A 15783-nucleotide genomic window follows, 5' to 3' on the forward strand; every position below is an offset into this window, starting at 1 on the left:
GCAGGATGCTGTCAGGAATCCTCGTCATCGACTTTACCCAGCACCTTCCTGGACCGTATGCGACACTGCGACTGGCTGATCGGGGCGCGACCGTCGTGAAAGTGGAGACGCCGCAGGGCGACCCCGCACGCCGATCCGTCATCAAAACCCATGGGGAAAGCGAGCTGTTTCTCGCCAACGGTCGCAACAAGCAAAGCGTCGTCCTCAATCTCAAGGAAGAGTCCCAGCGCTACGTCGCCCTCGATCTGATCAGGCAGGCGGACGTGGTGCTCGAGAGCTTTCGTCCGGGCGTAGCGGGGCGCCTCGGCATCGGCTATGAGGATGCCGTAAAAGTAAACCCTGGCATCGTGTACTGCTCGCTGTCGGGCTATGGACAAAGCGGGCCGATGCACCAGCTGGGGAGTCATGACATCAATTACATGGCTCTCGGCGGCGCTTTGGCGCAATTGAAGGACGATGGCGGCTCACCGATTCCGCCTAGCTTGACCTTTGCCGACATGGCAGGCGGGATGGCTGCAGCGGAGGCAATTTTGGCGGCGCTGGTGCAGCGCGGGAAAACAGGGAAAGGCGCCTATCTGGACATCGCGATAGCGGATGTCGTGCTGGCGATGATGACGACGCATGTCACGATCGAGTCGGCCACAGGCGAGCCGCACGGGCTCTCCATCCTGTCCAGAGGGTTGGTCGCATACGGGATCTACCGGACAAAGGATGATCGATACGTGGCACTGGGTGCTCTGGAGTCGAAATTTTGGGAAAATTTTTGCGTGGCAGTGGAGCGTCCGCAGTGGCGTCCAGCGGGCAGAACCCCTCCCCATCCGGATAACCCTGTCTACCAAGAAATGAAGACATTGTTTCAGAGCCGCACACTGGCGGAATGGACAGCATTTTCCCTGGAGGTGGACTGCTGTCTGACACCGGTGCTGGAGGTGGGAGAGCTGGACGCTCACCCCCAAATTCAGTCTCGCGGGCTGATTCAGGAGCGCTGGGGGCATCGCTATGTCGGCACTTGCTATCAGGAGCCGGGTCCTGTACTGGATGCCGCTATGCCTGCCCCCGGGCTTGGTGAACATACGGACGAGTGGCTGAGGAGATTGATGAAAAACTCGTGAAGGAGAGAGGCGAAGATGAGCTACGAACAACTCCAAGTACATGTGGAGAACAAAGTCGGCACGATCAAGCTATGCAGGGCGGACGTACGAAACGCGCTGGTCCCGGAGCTGCGAAGAGAGCTGCTGGAGGCATTGGCCCAGCTCGGACAGGACGATGAAGTGAATGTCCTGGTGCTGACGGGGGATGGCAAAGCGTTTTGCGCGGGCGGCGACTTGGGCGGCATGAACAAAAAGGCGAGCGCTGTGACTGCGAGGAAGCGGATGCTTCAATCCCATGAGCTGATCCGCAATCTTCTCCGTCTGGAAAAGCCCGTGATCGCAGCTGTCAATGGAGCTGCGGCAGGTGCCGGCTTCAGCCTGGCTTTGGCTTGCGATCTGGTCTTTGCGGGCAAATCGTCCTTTTTCGTGCAGAGCTTTGTCAATGTCGGCCTGGTTCCCGACCTCGGCGCGGTCCACTTCCTGACCAGCCTGCTCGGGCCGCATCGGGCCAAGGAGCTGATGTTCCTGGGGGACAGAGTCTCAGCCGAGGAAGCATTCGAGCTGGGGCTGGTCAACCGCGTGATCGACGATGAGAGCCTGATGGAGGAAACGCTCGCAGTGGCCGAAAGGGTGGCAAACGGACCGGCGATCTCGATCGGCCTGACCAAAGCCATGGTGAACCGGACCATCCTGGGTCAGCTTCACGACACGTTTGAAATGGAAGCGTTCGCGCAGGGGCTGTGCTTTGAAACGGAGGATTTCCGCGAAGGCGTGACAGCTTTTTTCGAGAAGCGGTCTCCTCGGTTCACAGGACGCTAAATGCCTTGGCAAAAGGAGGAGAGGGCAAATGTCAACGACAGCGGCGTACGATCCGCACAGGATCAGGCATCCGTATTTGACCGAGGAGCACCAAATGTTCCGCGAATCCCTGCGGAAGTTTTTGCAAAAAGAAGTCGAGCCCTATTTCGAACAGTGGGAAGCGGATGAATTCATCCCTCGTTCGTACTGGACGAGAATGGGAGAAAACGGGTTCTTGTGTCCGCAGGTCGCGCCGGAATACGGGGGGCTTGGACTCGACTTCGGCTTTTCTGTCGTCCTGGCCGAAGAAATGGGAAAAGTGGGGGGAGGAATCGGCGGGCCGGGCTTGCATTCCTCGATCGTCGTACCGTATTTGGAAGCGTTCGGGACGGAGGAGCAGAAGGAGAAGTATTTGCCCAAGTGCATTTCGGGCGAGATCGTGACAGCTATCGCCATGACCGAGCCTGCCGCAGGATCCGATGTGGCCGGCATTCGCACAACGGCGATTCGCAGTGGCGACCACTATATCGTGAACGGAGAAAAGACGTTTATTACGAACGGCATTCACGCCGATCTGGTCATCGTGGCGGTCAAGACGGATCCCAAAGCCAATCCGCCCCATCGCGGGGTCAGTCTCTTGCTCGTCGAACGCGATACGCCGGGTTTTTCTCGCGGCAAAAAGCTGAAGAAGGTGGGGCTGCGCAGCCAGGATACAGCGGAGCTCATTTTCGAAGACGCGAAAGTACCTTTCTCCGCGCTGCTGGGCGAGGAAGGCAAAGGCTTCTACTACTTGATGCACAAGCTGCAGCAGGAGAGGATCCTCGCCGCATTGGGTGCGCTGGTCGCGGCAGAAGACATGCTGGAGCTGACGATTCAGTACGTCAAACAACGGCAGGCATTCGGGCGCGCCATCAGCACGTTTCAGAATACCCAGTTCGAGATTGCGGAGATGGCGACTGACGTTCAGTTGGCCCGTACGTTTGTCGATGACTTGATCGTTCGGCATATGCAAGGGCAGGACGTCGTGACACAGGTCTCGATGGCGAAGTGGTGGATTACGGACATGGCCAGACGCATGGCTCCACGCTGCATGCAGCTGCACGGAGGCTACGGCTTTACCGAAGAGTACAAGATTGGCAGAAGGTATAGGGACATTGCCGTATCGCCGATCTTTGCTGGATCGAACGAAATCATGAAAGTCATCATCGCCAAAAACTTGGGGCTGTGAAAGGGAAACGGACCCAAACAGAAAAGGGGAGTGCAAGATGGGCGGTATGCTGGCAGACCAAGTGGCGATCATAACGGGATCGGGAAGGGGAGTAGGACGGGAAGCGGCTCTGATGATGGCGGAGCACGGAGCGAAAGTAGTCGTCTCCGATCGCGACGAAGGCCCTGCTCATGAAGTGGCGGCAGCGATCCGGACGAAAGGCGGGGAGGCTCTCGTCTACACGGGTGACGTCACCGCTGCCGATTTCGCCAAAGGGATCCTCGATGCGACGGTTGCGGCGTACGGGAGGCTCGACATATTGGTTAACAACGCCGGATACACCTCAGATGCCCTGATTCACAAAATGACGGATGAGCAGTTCCAGGCCATGCTCGACATTCATTTGATCGCACCGTTCCGGCTCATTCGCGAAGCGGCTCCGTACATGCGGGACGCTGCAAAAAAGGAAATCGAGCAAGGAATCGTCCACCATCGAAAGATCGTCAATGTCTCTTCGGTGGCAGGCATCAGCGGCAACGTAGGTCAAGCCAACTACTCCTCCGCCAAAGCAGGGATGGTCGGATTGACCAAGACGGTCGCCAAGGAGTGGGCAGGCTTCAACATCAATTCCAACGCCGTGGCATTCGGTTTCATCGACACGCGGCTCACGCAGCCGAAGGAGCTGGGAGAGACCGTCGAGGGCGTAGCGGTCGGCATACCGGAAAAAGTCCGGAACCTTTTTATCGATAAAATCCCGCAAAAGCGGGCAGGAGATCCGAAAGAAGCGGCCGCAGGCATTTTCTATCTGGCTTCCCCGCTTTCCAACTACGTCAACGGGCAAGTGCTTCATATCAACGGCGGAACGTACACTTGACAGTCGAACTACTCGAGAACGGGCCCGATTCGATGGACGAACGCCGGACTCAGTAAAGCTGTGCCGGCGTCCGACACCATGTCTAGACTCTCGAAAAAACCTGACGGGGAGAGGTTCTATCGTGATCTTGACTACCGGATTGATGAGAAACGCCATCGTCATGCCAGAGAAAGAAGCGATCGTCGACGGGGACTACCGGTTTACCTACGCACAGTTCGCCGGACGGGTCGCCAAGCTGAAGATGTCCTTGGCCGAAGCGGGAATTCAGAGAGGGGACCGCGTCGCTGTACTGATGCTAAACGATTTTCGCTACATAGAGCTGCTGTTCGGTGTGACGGCCTTGGGAGCGATCCTGGTGCCGCTCAACTACCGCCTGGCACCTGAAGAGCTGGCCTTCATCCTACAGGATGCGGGAGCGAAAGCGCTCGTTGTCCATCGGGAATTTTTGAAAACGCTTCCGTACTTACGGGAGCAGGTCCCCACCCTTTCCCACTTCGTCGTGGCAGATGAGGGTCCGGCGGATGGAGAGGAGCTCGAATCGTATGAAGCGTGGATCGCGCGGGCGCCGGATGTACCGCTTTGCTACTCGGCAGATGTGCACGAGGATGACGTAGCGGGATTGTTTTATACAGGGGGCACGACGGGTCGATCCAAAGGAGTCATGCTCACCCATCGGAACATGGTCAGCAACTTTTACCATACGAGCGTGCTGACAGGGGTGAGTCAACATTCGCGCTATTTGCATGCCGCTCCCATGTTTCATCTCGCAGACGGAGCGAGCATGGTGAGCATCACGATCGTAGGAGGGACCCACTGTGTGATCCGCTCCTTTACTCCGAAGGCACTGATGCAAGCCATCGAGGCGTACAAGGTGACGTCCACCTTGCTCGTACCGACCATGCTGGGGATGGTCATGAATGATCCCGATTTCAAAAAATACGATGTCAGCTCGCTTGAACGGGTCACGTACGGCGCAGCTCCGATGCCGCTCACGCTGCTGAAGCAAGTCATGCGGGAGTTTCCCGGCATTCAGCTGGTGCAAGGCTACGGCATGACGGAAGCATCTCCTTCGCTCACCCAGTTGACAGCCGAGTACCATGTCGTCAGCGAAGGGGAGAGAGACGAGCGGAGGCTGCTGTCCGCCGGCAAGCCGGTACTGGGTGTGGAAGTGAGGGTCGTCGACGAGAAAGGGCAAGATGTCCCCATCGGTCAGGTAGGGGAAGTGATCGCACGGGGGGACAACATCATGAAAGGCTATTGGAATCTCCCTGAGGAGACAGGCGCGGTCCTGAAGAACGGATGGTACTACACGGGAGATATGGGGAAATTCGACGAGGATCACTTCCTGTACATCGTCGACCGGAAAAAAGACATGATTATCAGCGGCGGGGAAAACATCTACTGTCCGGAGGTGGAAAATATCCTTTATCAGCACCCGGATGTGATGGAGGTAGCCGTGGTCGGGGCGCCCGATGAAAAGTGGGGCGAAGCCGTAGTCGCTGTGGTGGTCAAGAAGGCGGGAAGTACGTTGAACGAGCAAGAGCTGATCGACTTTGCCCGAGGCAAGCTCGCTGGCTACAAGACGCCGAAGCGGATCGCCTTCGCATCGGAGCTGCCCAAGAGCGGAGCGGGAAAAATCCTGAAGCGCCACATTCGGGAGGGCTTCTGGGAAGGAATGTCCCGTCAGGTGAACTGAATTCAGGAGATTTGCCTGCCGCGCAAACGTGGCAGGTCTTTTTGTGTCCCCCGATCGGACAGGTTTTCCCATGCTTCGCCGGACCGGACATGATTCAGGGTGGAAAAAGCCGAATGTTCCCGATATAATGTTATTATTCTGAAAAGTGTTGCGGACCGACAATGGCGTCGATTTCGCATCTGTCTCTCTCATGCACGTCCATTCTCTAAGAGCCGGAGGTGGAGTCTTGCGTCAATCGTATCGAATCATTGTCATTGATGACGATCCTATCACACGTATGGACCTGGTCGAAATGCTGCAGGAGGTAGGATATGATGTCGTGGCGGAGGGGAAAAACGGCGAAGAAGCTGTCCGTTTGACGCAAACGTGGCGCCCCCACTTGGTGATCATGGACGTGAAAATGCCGGTGATGGATGGACTTGCGGCGACAGGGATTATTCGCAGCACCTCGGATACGGATGTTCTATTGCTTACGGCGTACAGCCAAAAGGACATGGTGGCGCGGGCGAAGGCAAAGGGCGTCTGCGGGTATCTGGTGAAGCCGGTCATGGAAGAAGAATTGCTTCCGGCGGTAGAGCGGGTATTGGCAAGCCGATTGAGATGAAGGAAAAGTGAACAGGGCAAAGCAATGGCGCTTCTTTCAGGCAGACGGGTCTTTTTCCGCTTGTCTTGGGGGGTGCTTTTTTGTTCTGCCAAAGCCGATTTTTGGCTTGGCGCTTCATACAGACTAGCTCAGAAAGAGGGGGGAACGCGGATGAATTTGTCATGTGTCATTCGCAAGCAGCATTATCAGTTTCGGTCGGTACGCGAAGTGCTGGCAAAGGCCAGCGAGGAAAAATCCGGCGACCGCATGAGCAAGATCGCCGCAGAATCGGCGCTGGAAAGGATGGCAGCCAAAGTCGTGCTCAGTGAAATGACCTTGGCCGACCTCTACGAAAACCCGGTTATTCCGTACGAAACCGATGAGGTGACCCGAGTAATTTACGATGATGTGAACCTCTCGATCTACCAGGAAATCAAAAACTGGACGGTCGGCGAGCTGCGCGAATACATCCTGTCCTTCGAGGCCGGCATGCCAGAGCTGACGAGAATCAGTCGTGGCTTGACGAGTGAAATGATCTCCGCGACGGCCAAGCTGATGTCGAGCATCGACCTGGTGATGGCCTCCCAAAAGATGCGGCACCAGGCGTATTGCAATACGCTGATCGGAGAGCCGGGCCGTCTCGCGTTTCGCTGTCAGCCGAACCATCCCATAGACGATCCGGAGGGCATTCTCGCTTCGATCAAGGAAGGACTGTCATACGGCTCAGGGGATGCCGTCATCGGGATCAATCCCAACAACGACTCGGTTGAAAGCGTAACCAAACTGCTGAAGATGACGCACGAGTTCATGCAGAAGTGGCAAATTCCAACGCAAAACTGTGTGCTTGCGCATATTACGACGCAGATGCAGGCACTGAGGGGCGGCGCTCCCATCTCGTTGATGTTCCAAAGTCTGGCCGGGACCCAGCGGGCAAACGAGGCGTTCGGCGTGTCCAAGGATCTGCTGGATGAAGCGATGGAGCTGATGCTCCGGAAAGGAACCGCCGCCGGCCCGAACGTGATGTACTTCGAGACAGGGCAGGGATCGGAAGTATCGCTGGACTCGCACGAAGGGGTGGATATGCAGACGCTGGAGGCAAGAACGTACGGTTTTTGCCGACATTGGAAGCCATTTATGGTAAACAACGTTTCGGGCTTTATCGGTCCTGAGACCCTGTACGACGGCAGGCAGATGATCCGCGCCGATCTGGAGGACTTGTTCATGGGGAAGCTGCACGGGCTTCCGATGGGGATTGCCCCGACCTACACCAACCATATGCACGCCGATCAGAATGATCAGGAGATCGCGGGCATGCTGACGGCGCTTGCGGGCGCAAACTTTTACATGGGCGTGCCCGGTGGGGACGATGTCATGCTCAGCTATCAGGATACGAGCTACCACGACGACGCCAGCTACCGGGAGCTGCTGGGACTGCGGCCGCTTCGCGAGTTTGAGAAATGGCTGGAAAAAATGGGGATCATGGAGAACGGCCGATTGACCGACCGGGCTGGGGATCTGTCTATTTTTGACTAGGGGAGGCGAAAGCGATGAAAGATTTGAATGTAGACCACCTCGTCCAGCGCGTACTGGAGGAGATCGCGAAAAACAGGCAGACTGCCATTCATTTTCCCGAACAAAAGCAGTTGGGGGTGCCGCAGCCGAACAACCGCGAAGCGCTGGAGAGAGCGATGGGACGGACGCCTGCGCGAATCGGCATCGGCAGGGCAGGGACGAGGCTGAAAACGCAGAGCTACCTGCAGTTTCGGATCGATCAGGCAGCGGCTCAGGATGCCGTGATGAAGTCGATCGACCCCGGATGGATCGAGCGGCTGCAGCTCCCTGCTTTGTACACCCGTGCGAAGGATATGGAGGAATACTTGATGAATCTGGATTCCGGCCGCCTGCTCTCGGACGAGTCGGCCGCATGGCTGAGCCAGCACGGGGAGAAGGGCAAGGATGTCCAGATCATTATCTCCGACGGCCTCAGCACCTCGGCATGTGAAGCGACCATACCCGACCTGTTGCCGGCTCTGATGCAGGGGCTTGCACTGAGAAAGATCAGCGTGGCTAGGCCGCTCTTCATTCACAGGGGCCGAGTGTGGGTCCAGGACCATGTCGCTTCCATCGTAAAATGCAAGGTGGTCATTTCCTTGATCGGGGAGAGACCAGGGCTTGCAACGGCGGAGAGTCTGAGCGCCTACATGGTCTACCAGCCCAGCGAGCGGATCGTCGAATCGGATCGGACGGTCATTTCCAATATACATCGTGGCGGGACTCCTCCGATTGAGGCGGGTGCGTACTTGGCAGAGCTGCTGGAGGATATTTTGCGGTGCCAGGCGAGCGGTGTGGCGTACGCGCAGAAACGGATGAAAGAACAGTGAGATTGCTACTGGCGAATCCTCTCATCATGCTCTAGAATACAAATAAGTAGAACATATTTGATGAGGAGTTGCTACGCATGACGGAGCCAAATCAAAACGAAAAAGATACCCCGGAAGAGCGCGGGAAAATCAGTCTGCAGGAAGCGATGAAGCGCAAGCTCGCGGAGAAAAAGGCAGCCCAGGCTGCGGCTCGCAATCCGGTTAACCAAAAAGCGCAAAATCAAATGATGAAAAGCCAACAAACGAAAAAACCGAACAACCAACGCAGACGCACCGGCGTGTAATCGGCTTGCGTTGAATGACCGACAGGGGATGGGCAGCCTGAACGTTTGCTGCCCATCCTTTTTATTTTCGGGAGCAGCATGGGCATGAGAGATACAGCAGGCCATCCCTGCCACATGCTTTCGATGTGTTTGTGGAAAAGGGGTGGAAACGTGAAAATGGAGCGCATGATCGCCATCATCATGATGCTTCTGAATCGCCGCAGGATGAGCGCCCAGCAGCTTGCCAGCCACTTCGAGGTCTCTTTGCGCACGATTTATCGCGATTTGGAAGCAATCAATGCAGCCGGCATCCCGATCGTCGCCTTCCCCGGCTCGAGCGGCGGCTACGAAATCATGGAGAATTTTACGATCGACCGGCAATACCTTTCGCTAGAGGAGCTGGTAACGGTCATTGCCGCTTTGAAGGGCGTACAGTCCACAGCAGAGGACCAGCAAATCGCGCTTTTGCTGGAAAAAATCAAGACGCTGGTGCCTGTCAAAGAATCCGAATCGGGTACGCGCACCGCTTATCCGATCGTATACGACTTCAATCCCTGGGGCAGCACACAAGAGTCGATGCGAAAGGTAAACCTGCTGCGTGAAGCGGTCGAGCGAAGGCAGCGTGTATCTTTTCTCTACACCAAGCCGCAAGGGGATGCTGGCGAAAGGACGATCGAGCCGGTCACGCTCGTTTTGAAAGGCTATGTCTGGTACGTCTACGGATATTGTCTGTGGCGGCAGTCGTATCGTTTCTTCCGCCTTTCGCGCATTGCTGATCTGTGCGCACTCCCGGAGTCTTTCGAGGGGCATGACAATCCGGTGGAAAAACTCACATGGCTGGAAGAATGGGACAGGGCGGATGAAGTCAGTTTGGTCATGGAGTTTTCCGCCAGCGCCCACGTCCGGGTCCGGGATATGTTTTCCCCGGAGCAAATCGAGCCCATGCAAAACGGCTCTCTTTTGGTGCGGGCCTCGTTGCCGAACGATGAATGGCTGCACGGGATGCTGCTCAGCTTCGGAGATGCGCTGGCGGTGATAGCACCAGAGTCGATTCGCGACCGAATCCGTGAAACGGCAAAAAAGATGCTGTCGCGATATGAAAGCTGAAGAATGTTGACAGATAGCTGTCAAGGTAGGGGCGTTATACTGTTCCTTGCAACCAACTTTTTGGAGGAGCGTGGAACGTATGAAGCCTGTGTTTGTCACAAAGGATGAAATGCACATCGCGGGTATTGGCATCCGCACGAGCAATCGAAAGGGAACAGAAGCCATCGGAGAGCTGTGGCAGCGATTCTACCGCGAAGGGATCCTGGACCGAATCATCGGGCGACTTCATGAAAATATCGTCTACGGGGTGTACTCTCGGTACGAGAGCGACGAGAACGGAGAGTACGACCTTTTGATCGGCTCGGAAATCCAGAACGGCTCCGATGTCCCACAAGGGATCACCCTATTGACGATTCCGGCGGCTACTTACGCTGTTTTCACGAGCAGGCGCGGGCCTGTCGCAGAAGTCGTTCCGGAAGTGTGGGGACAAATTTGGGAGTGGTCGCGAAATAGCGGGTACAAACGTACGTTTGTCGCAGACTTTGAACGGTACGATATGCGCAGCTCCGGTCCAGATGACGTACAGGTCGAATTGTACATCGCCTGCCAGCCGGATTGACAGGACACGGGGCTTAGCTCCATCATTTCTTCACAAGTTTCCGGTACGATTGAAAGAATTGCGATGAGAGGTGGCCAAAAAAACGATGGAGTGGATAACAAACGTAGAGAGTCTGGCAGAATGGATTCGCTCTTGGGGCGTCCTCGGCATCGCCGGAAGCATCCTCCTGAATGTCGTCATCAGCGTGGCGGGAGTGCTTCCGTCCATTTTTTTGTCGGGAGCAAATGCGGTAGTCTATGGGCTCTTGGGAGGCTTCTTCGTCTCGCTGACGGGGGAAGTCCTGGGAGCGGCTGTCGCTTTTCTTTTGTACCGGTATGGATTGCGCAAGTCGAAGGGGCTGCAGAGGCTGGAAAAGTGGCCGTGGATTCACTCCATCAATGGCTCCTCCCGTTTTCGCAAGGGGTTGGCCATCGTCTTGCTGCGAATGAATCCGTTGATCCCGTCCGGTGTGATTAACCTCGGAGCGGCAGTGACGACGATCTCCTTCTCCGATTTTCTCTTGGCCACCCTGCTTGGGAAAGTCCCGGCGATGGTTTTCGAGACATTCGTCGGACACGATCTGGTCTATTTGTCGGAAAACAAATTCCGGCTGATCATTTCCTTGCTGGCAGGCAGTCTGGTCTTCCTGCTGTTTTGGAGAAGGGATAAAAGCCGTTCGCAGAATTGAAAGCAAAGAAGGAGGCACCGGTCATGTCCACGATTCTGCTGGTGGAGGACGAGCCGCAGACGCGGGAAATCTTATCTTCGTATTTGCAAAAGGACGGATACCACGTATGCGAGGCCAAAACCGGCAATGAGGCATTGGAGCTGGCGACAGCCGTGAAGCCAGCGTGCATCATCCTGGATCTGATGCTTCCGGATTTGGGCGGCGAAGAGGTGTGCAGGGAAATTCGCCGCCATTCCCGCGTGCCGATCTTGATGTTGACCGCCAAGAGCGGCGAGTCGGACCGGGTCCATGGCCTCGAGATCGGGGCGGACGACTACCTGGTCAAGCCGTTTAGCCCGCGGGAGCTGGTGGCACGCGTCCGAGCCGTCATGCGACGGGCTGGGGACTATTTGTCGCTCGCGGACGAAGTGCAGATCGGACAGTTGTCCGTGTCCATGAGCGAGAAGCGTATCCGCAAGCAAGGAGTCCTGCTCGATGTGACGCCGAATGAGTTCCGGCTGCTCACGACGCTCATCCGCCATCCGGGAAGGACGTGGAGCAGGGAAGAGCTGGTGACCGAAGTGCTCGGATACGACTTCGACGGGTACGACAGGACGATCGATACCCATGTAAAAAATTTGCGCCAAAAAATCGAGGATGACCCCAAGCACCCGGTGTACATCAAGACCGTGTACGGGTTCGGCTATCGATTGGAAAGTCCGGAGCTGGGCTGACGCATCATGAAGAAAATATGGATGAAGCTCGCATTGGTGTTGATGGCGGTCGGTGGCATGGCGGTTCTGCTCTCGACCGTGCTTTCCATTTCGGAGATGGACTATCATTTTGGCATGTACCAGGAGGAGGTCCGCGGTCAGCACAACCAGGAGCTGTCACAGCTGGCGATTCGAACGTACGGAGAGCGGGACGGTTGGGACGAGCAGGCCCTGCAAAAATTGGAGGCGGTCTCGTCCGTACTGGGGTTGCAGGTAGCCCTGTACGATAACCGGCACGAACTGATTCGCGCATGGGGAGCTGGGGCGAGTGAAAGCAGCACGGTCGACGAAATACCCCTGTCTCGGGAAGGAACGAGCATCGGCTATCTGGCAGTTGCGCATCATGACCGCAGCCAGTACCAATCCATGGAAGCTCATTTCCAGCTGGCACATACGACCGCGATGCAGTGGACCATGTTTGCCCTGATGCTGCTGGTAGTCGTCATCAGCGTTTTTTTGGCGAGGACGTTGGTGCGGCCGATCGTACAGATCAGCGCTGCCGCCGAAAAAGTGGCAAAAGGACGGCTCGATGTCCAGGTGGAGCTTCCTGTGGGACGGGACGAAATTTCTTCACTGGTTGACACGTTCAACAACCTTGTCCACAGCCTCAGATGCCAGGAAGAACTGCGCAAACGTCTGACCTCCGACATCGCTCACGAGCTGCGCACGCCGCTGAATACGCTGCTGGCTCAAGTAGAGGCGATGATCGACGGGGTATGGGCGGCGAGCCCCGAGCATTTGGAGTCTACACGCCGCGAAGTGCTTCGTTTGAGCACGCTGGTACAAGATTTGGATCAAGTGATTCAGGTGGAGGCAGGAGCCCTGCCAATGAACCGCTCGCAGGTACATCTCAGCCGGCTCGCCGGGGAAGTGATCGAGGGGATGAGTGCAGCCTTTTCCCGCACTGGCATCCAGGTGGATCCGCAGCTCGGGGCTGACGTATGGGTGTCGGGAGATCGACAAAGGCTGGCCCAGGTGATGACCAATCTGCTGCACAACGCCTGCAAGCATACGGATGAGGGAGGGCGGGTCATCGTCAAGGTTTGGCGGGCGGGAAAGACGGCAGCCCTGCAAATCGCGGATAATGGCGCAGGAATCCCGGGAGAAGACCTTCCGTTCGTCTTTGAGCGCTTTTACCGTGGAGACCGGGCACGAACCCGGGAAAAGGGCGGGACAGGCCTTGGACTCACCATCGCGAAAGGAATCGTGGAAGCGCATGAGGGTGAGATCACACTGGAAAGTGAAGTGGGGAGAGGGACAACCGTCACCATCACCTTTCCCGCGGCCGAACCGCCTGACCGTGCCTAAGGGAGCCGTCGCCACTTTTTTCGAAATGCAAGCGGGGTCATTTCCACTCGCTGCTTGAACAGGTTGATGAAGTGGCTCACATTGTCCATTCCCGTCTGGGCTGCGATGGCGGCGATCGTCATGTCCGAGTACATGAGCAGCTCTTTGGCGTACGTAATCCGCTGCAAAATGACGTACTCGTTTGGCGTGTAGCCCGTGTACTTTTTCATTTCGCGAAGCAGGTGGTACTTGCTGATGGAGTGCTGGGAAGCGAGTTGGTCCAGGGAGATTTTTTCCCGAAACCGGCGGTCCAGGTCCCCCATGATCTGCTGGATATGGGCGGGTAAAAAGGCCCCCGCATTCTCCGGCGGATGAGTCGCCATGAGCAGCTCGGTCAGCAAATCCACGAGATATTTCGAGGAAAGCGGCTCCGTGCGAACGTCTTTGCGGCGATTGATCTCCAGAAGCTGGCGGATGATTCCGGGAATGGGGCTTCCCTCGTCCAACGTGAGGACGGGCGTGCCGCTTCGAGCGAACTGTTCGTAGTAGCCGCGGCTGCCGCTTCCGTGGAAATGCACCCACACCATTTCCCACAGCTCGCGCTTATCGGTTGTGTAGTGCTGGTATTCTTGGCAATCGATGAAGAACAGTTGGCCCGGACGAAGCTCGTATGCGCGGTCTCGATAGCGCAGGTAGCCTTTTCCCGAGAGCGTAAAGACGATGAGAAACGAATGCAAGTGCTGCCGTTCGGTGAAATACCCGGGCCGCGTGCGAAAATGCCCGATTTCCTGAACGTAGTAATAGGTCGATTTGGCCGTCCAGCTCGGGGTCGCGATGATCCGGACAGAATCGTCTGTCCAGTCATGTGCGGCCTTTTCCACGTAGTTTCCCATGATCTCCCACCTTTGAGCAAGATTCTGTGATAAATGAACAACATGCTTGGATGTATCTACCATTGTAAGCGAATACAATGACTGCATAAAGCTTGTATGTTATACGATGGGGGGATACAAAATGAACATGCAGCAACCTATCAAGCCGGTAAAAAAAGCGAGGATCGGCCTTTATACGATCGGCCTTGCCGCCTATTGGCAGCAGTTTCCCGGGCTGCGGGAAAGGCTTTTGGAATACGGTCGTTTTTTGAAAAGCAAAATGTCCGAATTCGGTGAGATTCATGATTACGGATTGGTGGATTCAGAGGGGGAGGGGAGAAAAGCGGGCGAATGGTTTCAGGAGAGAAACGTCGATCTGATCTTTTGCCACTCCGGGACGTACAGCACGAGCTCGGCCGTTTTGCCCGTCCATCAAATTTGCAAGGCGCCGGTCGTGGTTCTGAATGTGCAGCCTACTGCAAGGATGAACTACGCAGAGACGACGACAGGCGAATGGCTGGCGCACTGCGGAGCGTGTCCCGTGCCGGAAATCTCCAACGCATTTGCCCGGGCAGGCATAGCGTTTCGCGTCGTCAATGGGCTGCTGGGTCTGGATTACACGCCAGCCATTTCGCTTGCCGATGAAAAGACCCACGACCATCCTGCCGCCAAGCGGTCATGGGCGGCCATCCAGGAGTGGATCCGGGCTGCCTCTGTCCCCCGTACCTTGCGACATAGCCGCTTCGGCTTTCTCGGGAACACGTACAGCGGGATGCTCGACATGTACAGCGACTTTACCATGATCCAGGCGCAGACGGGGCTTCATGTAGAGATTCTGGAAATGTGCGATCTGGACCGCCTGTTGCGGGAAGTGACCGACAGCGAGGTGAAGGCAAAGCTTGCGGAAGTGCAGGAGATGTTCACGATCAGCGAAGACGTGCCAGCCGATCCGATCGCCCGGCGCCCGACCGATGAACAGATGGAGTGGTCCTGCCGGGTCGCAGCGGCACAGGAACGCCTGGTGAGGGAATACGACCTGGATGCGTTGACCTATTATTACCACGGAGCGCCGGGAAGTACATACGAAAAGCTGCAAAGCGGATTCATCGTGGGCCACTCGCTGCTGACGGCCCGCGGGATACCTTGCGCTGGCGAGGGGGATCTCAAGACGGCGGTCGCCATGAAAATCTGCGACATATTGGGGACAGGAGGGAGCTTTTCGGAGATCGTCGTGGTCGATTACGAAGACGAAACGATCCTGCTCGGACACGACGGGCCGTTTCATATCGCCATTTCGGAAGGAAAACCCGTCCTGCGTGGCATGGGGCTCTACCACGGCAAACAGGGTACCGGTGTATCTGTGGAGGCGAAAGTAAAAACGGGTCCGGTCACGACGCTAAACGTCACCCAGACGGGCGAGGGCCGATTGAAACTGATCATCAGCGAGGGAGAATCGACGAACGGTACTATCATGAAAATCGGAAATACCCAGACGCCGGTCAAATTCAGGCGGCACCCGGACGAGTACATGGAGCAATGGTTCCACGAAGCGCCAACGCACCACTGCGCCATGGCCATCGGGCATCAGGCGAAGCTCTTCCAGAAAGTAGCCGAGCTCATGGGACTCGCTCAAGTGACATTGTGAA

At 56.5% G+C, this 15783-nt stretch carries 16 protein-coding genes; 15 read left to right on the top strand and 1 reads right to left on the bottom strand.

The window, feature by feature from the left end; translation table 11 throughout:
• The first annotated feature begins 5 nt into the window (after window positions 1-5).
• From RGB73_RS14080 to RGB73_RS14145, 14 genes are all read left to right on the top strand, one after another.
• Window positions 6-1112: a CaiB/BaiF CoA transferase family protein gene (locus RGB73_RS14080; RefSeq protein ID WP_310773082.1), complete on the top strand. Its 1107-nt coding sequence runs from the start codon at window positions 6-8 to the stop codon at window positions 1110-1112.
• 15 nt (window positions 1113-1127) lie between these two features.
• Window positions 1128-1910 (top strand): enoyl-CoA hydratase/isomerase family protein, encoded by a 783-nt coding sequence (locus RGB73_RS14085; RefSeq protein WP_310773084.1) that lies wholly within the window; start codon window positions 1128-1130, stop codon window positions 1908-1910.
• A gap of 28 nt (window positions 1911-1938) precedes the next feature.
• Window positions 1939-3117, top strand: a complete 1179-nt coding sequence (locus tag RGB73_RS14090) for an acyl-CoA dehydrogenase family protein (RefSeq protein WP_310773087.1) — start codon at window positions 1939-1941, stop codon at window positions 3115-3117.
• 37 nt (window positions 3118-3154) lie between these two features.
• Window positions 3155-3970 (top strand): SDR family NAD(P)-dependent oxidoreductase, encoded by an 816-nt coding sequence (locus RGB73_RS14095; protein ID WP_310773090.1) that lies wholly within the window; start codon window positions 3155-3157, stop codon window positions 3968-3970.
• Between the two features lie 121 nt (window positions 3971-4091).
• Window positions 4092-5666 carry a long-chain-fatty-acid--CoA ligase gene (locus tag RGB73_RS14100; RefSeq protein WP_310773093.1) on the top strand — a complete coding sequence of 525 codons (1575 nt, stop codon included), beginning with the start codon at window positions 4092-4094 and terminating at the stop codon, window positions 5664-5666.
• 226 nt (window positions 5667-5892) lie between these two features.
• Window positions 5893-6270 (top strand): response regulator, encoded by a 378-nt coding sequence (locus RGB73_RS14105; RefSeq protein ID WP_310773096.1) that lies wholly within the window; start codon window positions 5893-5895, stop codon window positions 6268-6270.
• A 150-nt stretch (window positions 6271-6420) separates the two neighbouring features.
• Complete coding sequence (locus RGB73_RS14110) at window positions 6421-7782, top strand: ethanolamine ammonia-lyase subunit EutB (protein WP_310773098.1); 1362 nt, start codon at window positions 6421-6423, stop codon at window positions 7780-7782.
• 14 nt (window positions 7783-7796) lie between these two features.
• A complete protein-coding gene (gene eutC, locus RGB73_RS14115) occupies window positions 7797-8630 on the top strand; it encodes an ethanolamine ammonia-lyase subunit EutC (protein ID WP_310773101.1) in 834 nt (277 codons plus the stop codon).
• 77 nt (window positions 8631-8707) lie between these two features.
• Window positions 8708-8914 (top strand): hypothetical protein, encoded by a 207-nt coding sequence (locus RGB73_RS14120; protein WP_310773102.1) that lies wholly within the window; start codon window positions 8708-8710, stop codon window positions 8912-8914.
• Between the two features lie 156 nt (window positions 8915-9070).
• Entirely contained in the window at window positions 9071-10000 is a 930-nt protein-coding gene (locus tag RGB73_RS14125) for a helix-turn-helix transcriptional regulator (RefSeq protein ID WP_310774300.1), read from the top strand.
• Window positions 10001-10079: 79 nt separating this feature from the next.
• Complete coding sequence (locus RGB73_RS14130; protein WP_310773105.1) at window positions 10080-10559, top strand: GyrI-like domain-containing protein; 480 nt, start codon at window positions 10080-10082, stop codon at window positions 10557-10559.
• An 85-nt stretch (window positions 10560-10644) separates the two neighbouring features.
• Window positions 10645-11226, top strand: a complete 582-nt coding sequence (locus RGB73_RS14135) for a TVP38/TMEM64 family protein (RefSeq protein ID WP_310773108.1) — start codon at window positions 10645-10647, stop codon at window positions 11224-11226.
• Between the two features lie 23 nt (window positions 11227-11249).
• The gene (locus RGB73_RS14140) at window positions 11250-11939 is read left to right on the top strand and encodes a response regulator transcription factor (protein WP_310773111.1); all 690 of its coding nucleotides are present in this window, start codon (window positions 11250-11252) and stop codon (window positions 11937-11939) included.
• Window positions 11940-11945: 6 nt separating this feature from the next.
• Window positions 11946-13286, top strand: a complete 1341-nt coding sequence (locus RGB73_RS14145; protein WP_310773114.1) for a sensor histidine kinase — start codon at window positions 11946-11948, stop codon at window positions 13284-13286.
• Here the strand turns inward: RGB73_RS14145 and RGB73_RS14150 are convergent.
• A complete protein-coding gene (locus tag RGB73_RS14150; RefSeq protein ID WP_310773117.1) occupies window positions 13283-14158 on the bottom strand; it encodes a helix-turn-helix domain-containing protein in 876 nt (291 codons plus the stop codon). The genes RGB73_RS14145 and RGB73_RS14150 overlap by 4 nt on opposite strands.
• Before the next feature lie 121 nt (window positions 14159-14279).
• Here RGB73_RS14150 and RGB73_RS14155 point away from each other — a divergent pair, with 121 nt between their 5' ends.
• A complete protein-coding gene (locus RGB73_RS14155) occupies window positions 14280-15782 on the top strand; it encodes an L-arabinose isomerase family protein (RefSeq protein ID WP_310773120.1) in 1503 nt (500 codons plus the stop codon).
• The last annotated feature ends 1 nt before the right edge of the window (window position 15783 follow it).

The sequence above is a fragment of the Brevibacillus brevis genome, assembly GCF_031583145.1.
GTDB lineage: Bacteria > Bacillota > Bacilli > Brevibacillales > Brevibacillaceae > Brevibacillus > Brevibacillus brevis_E.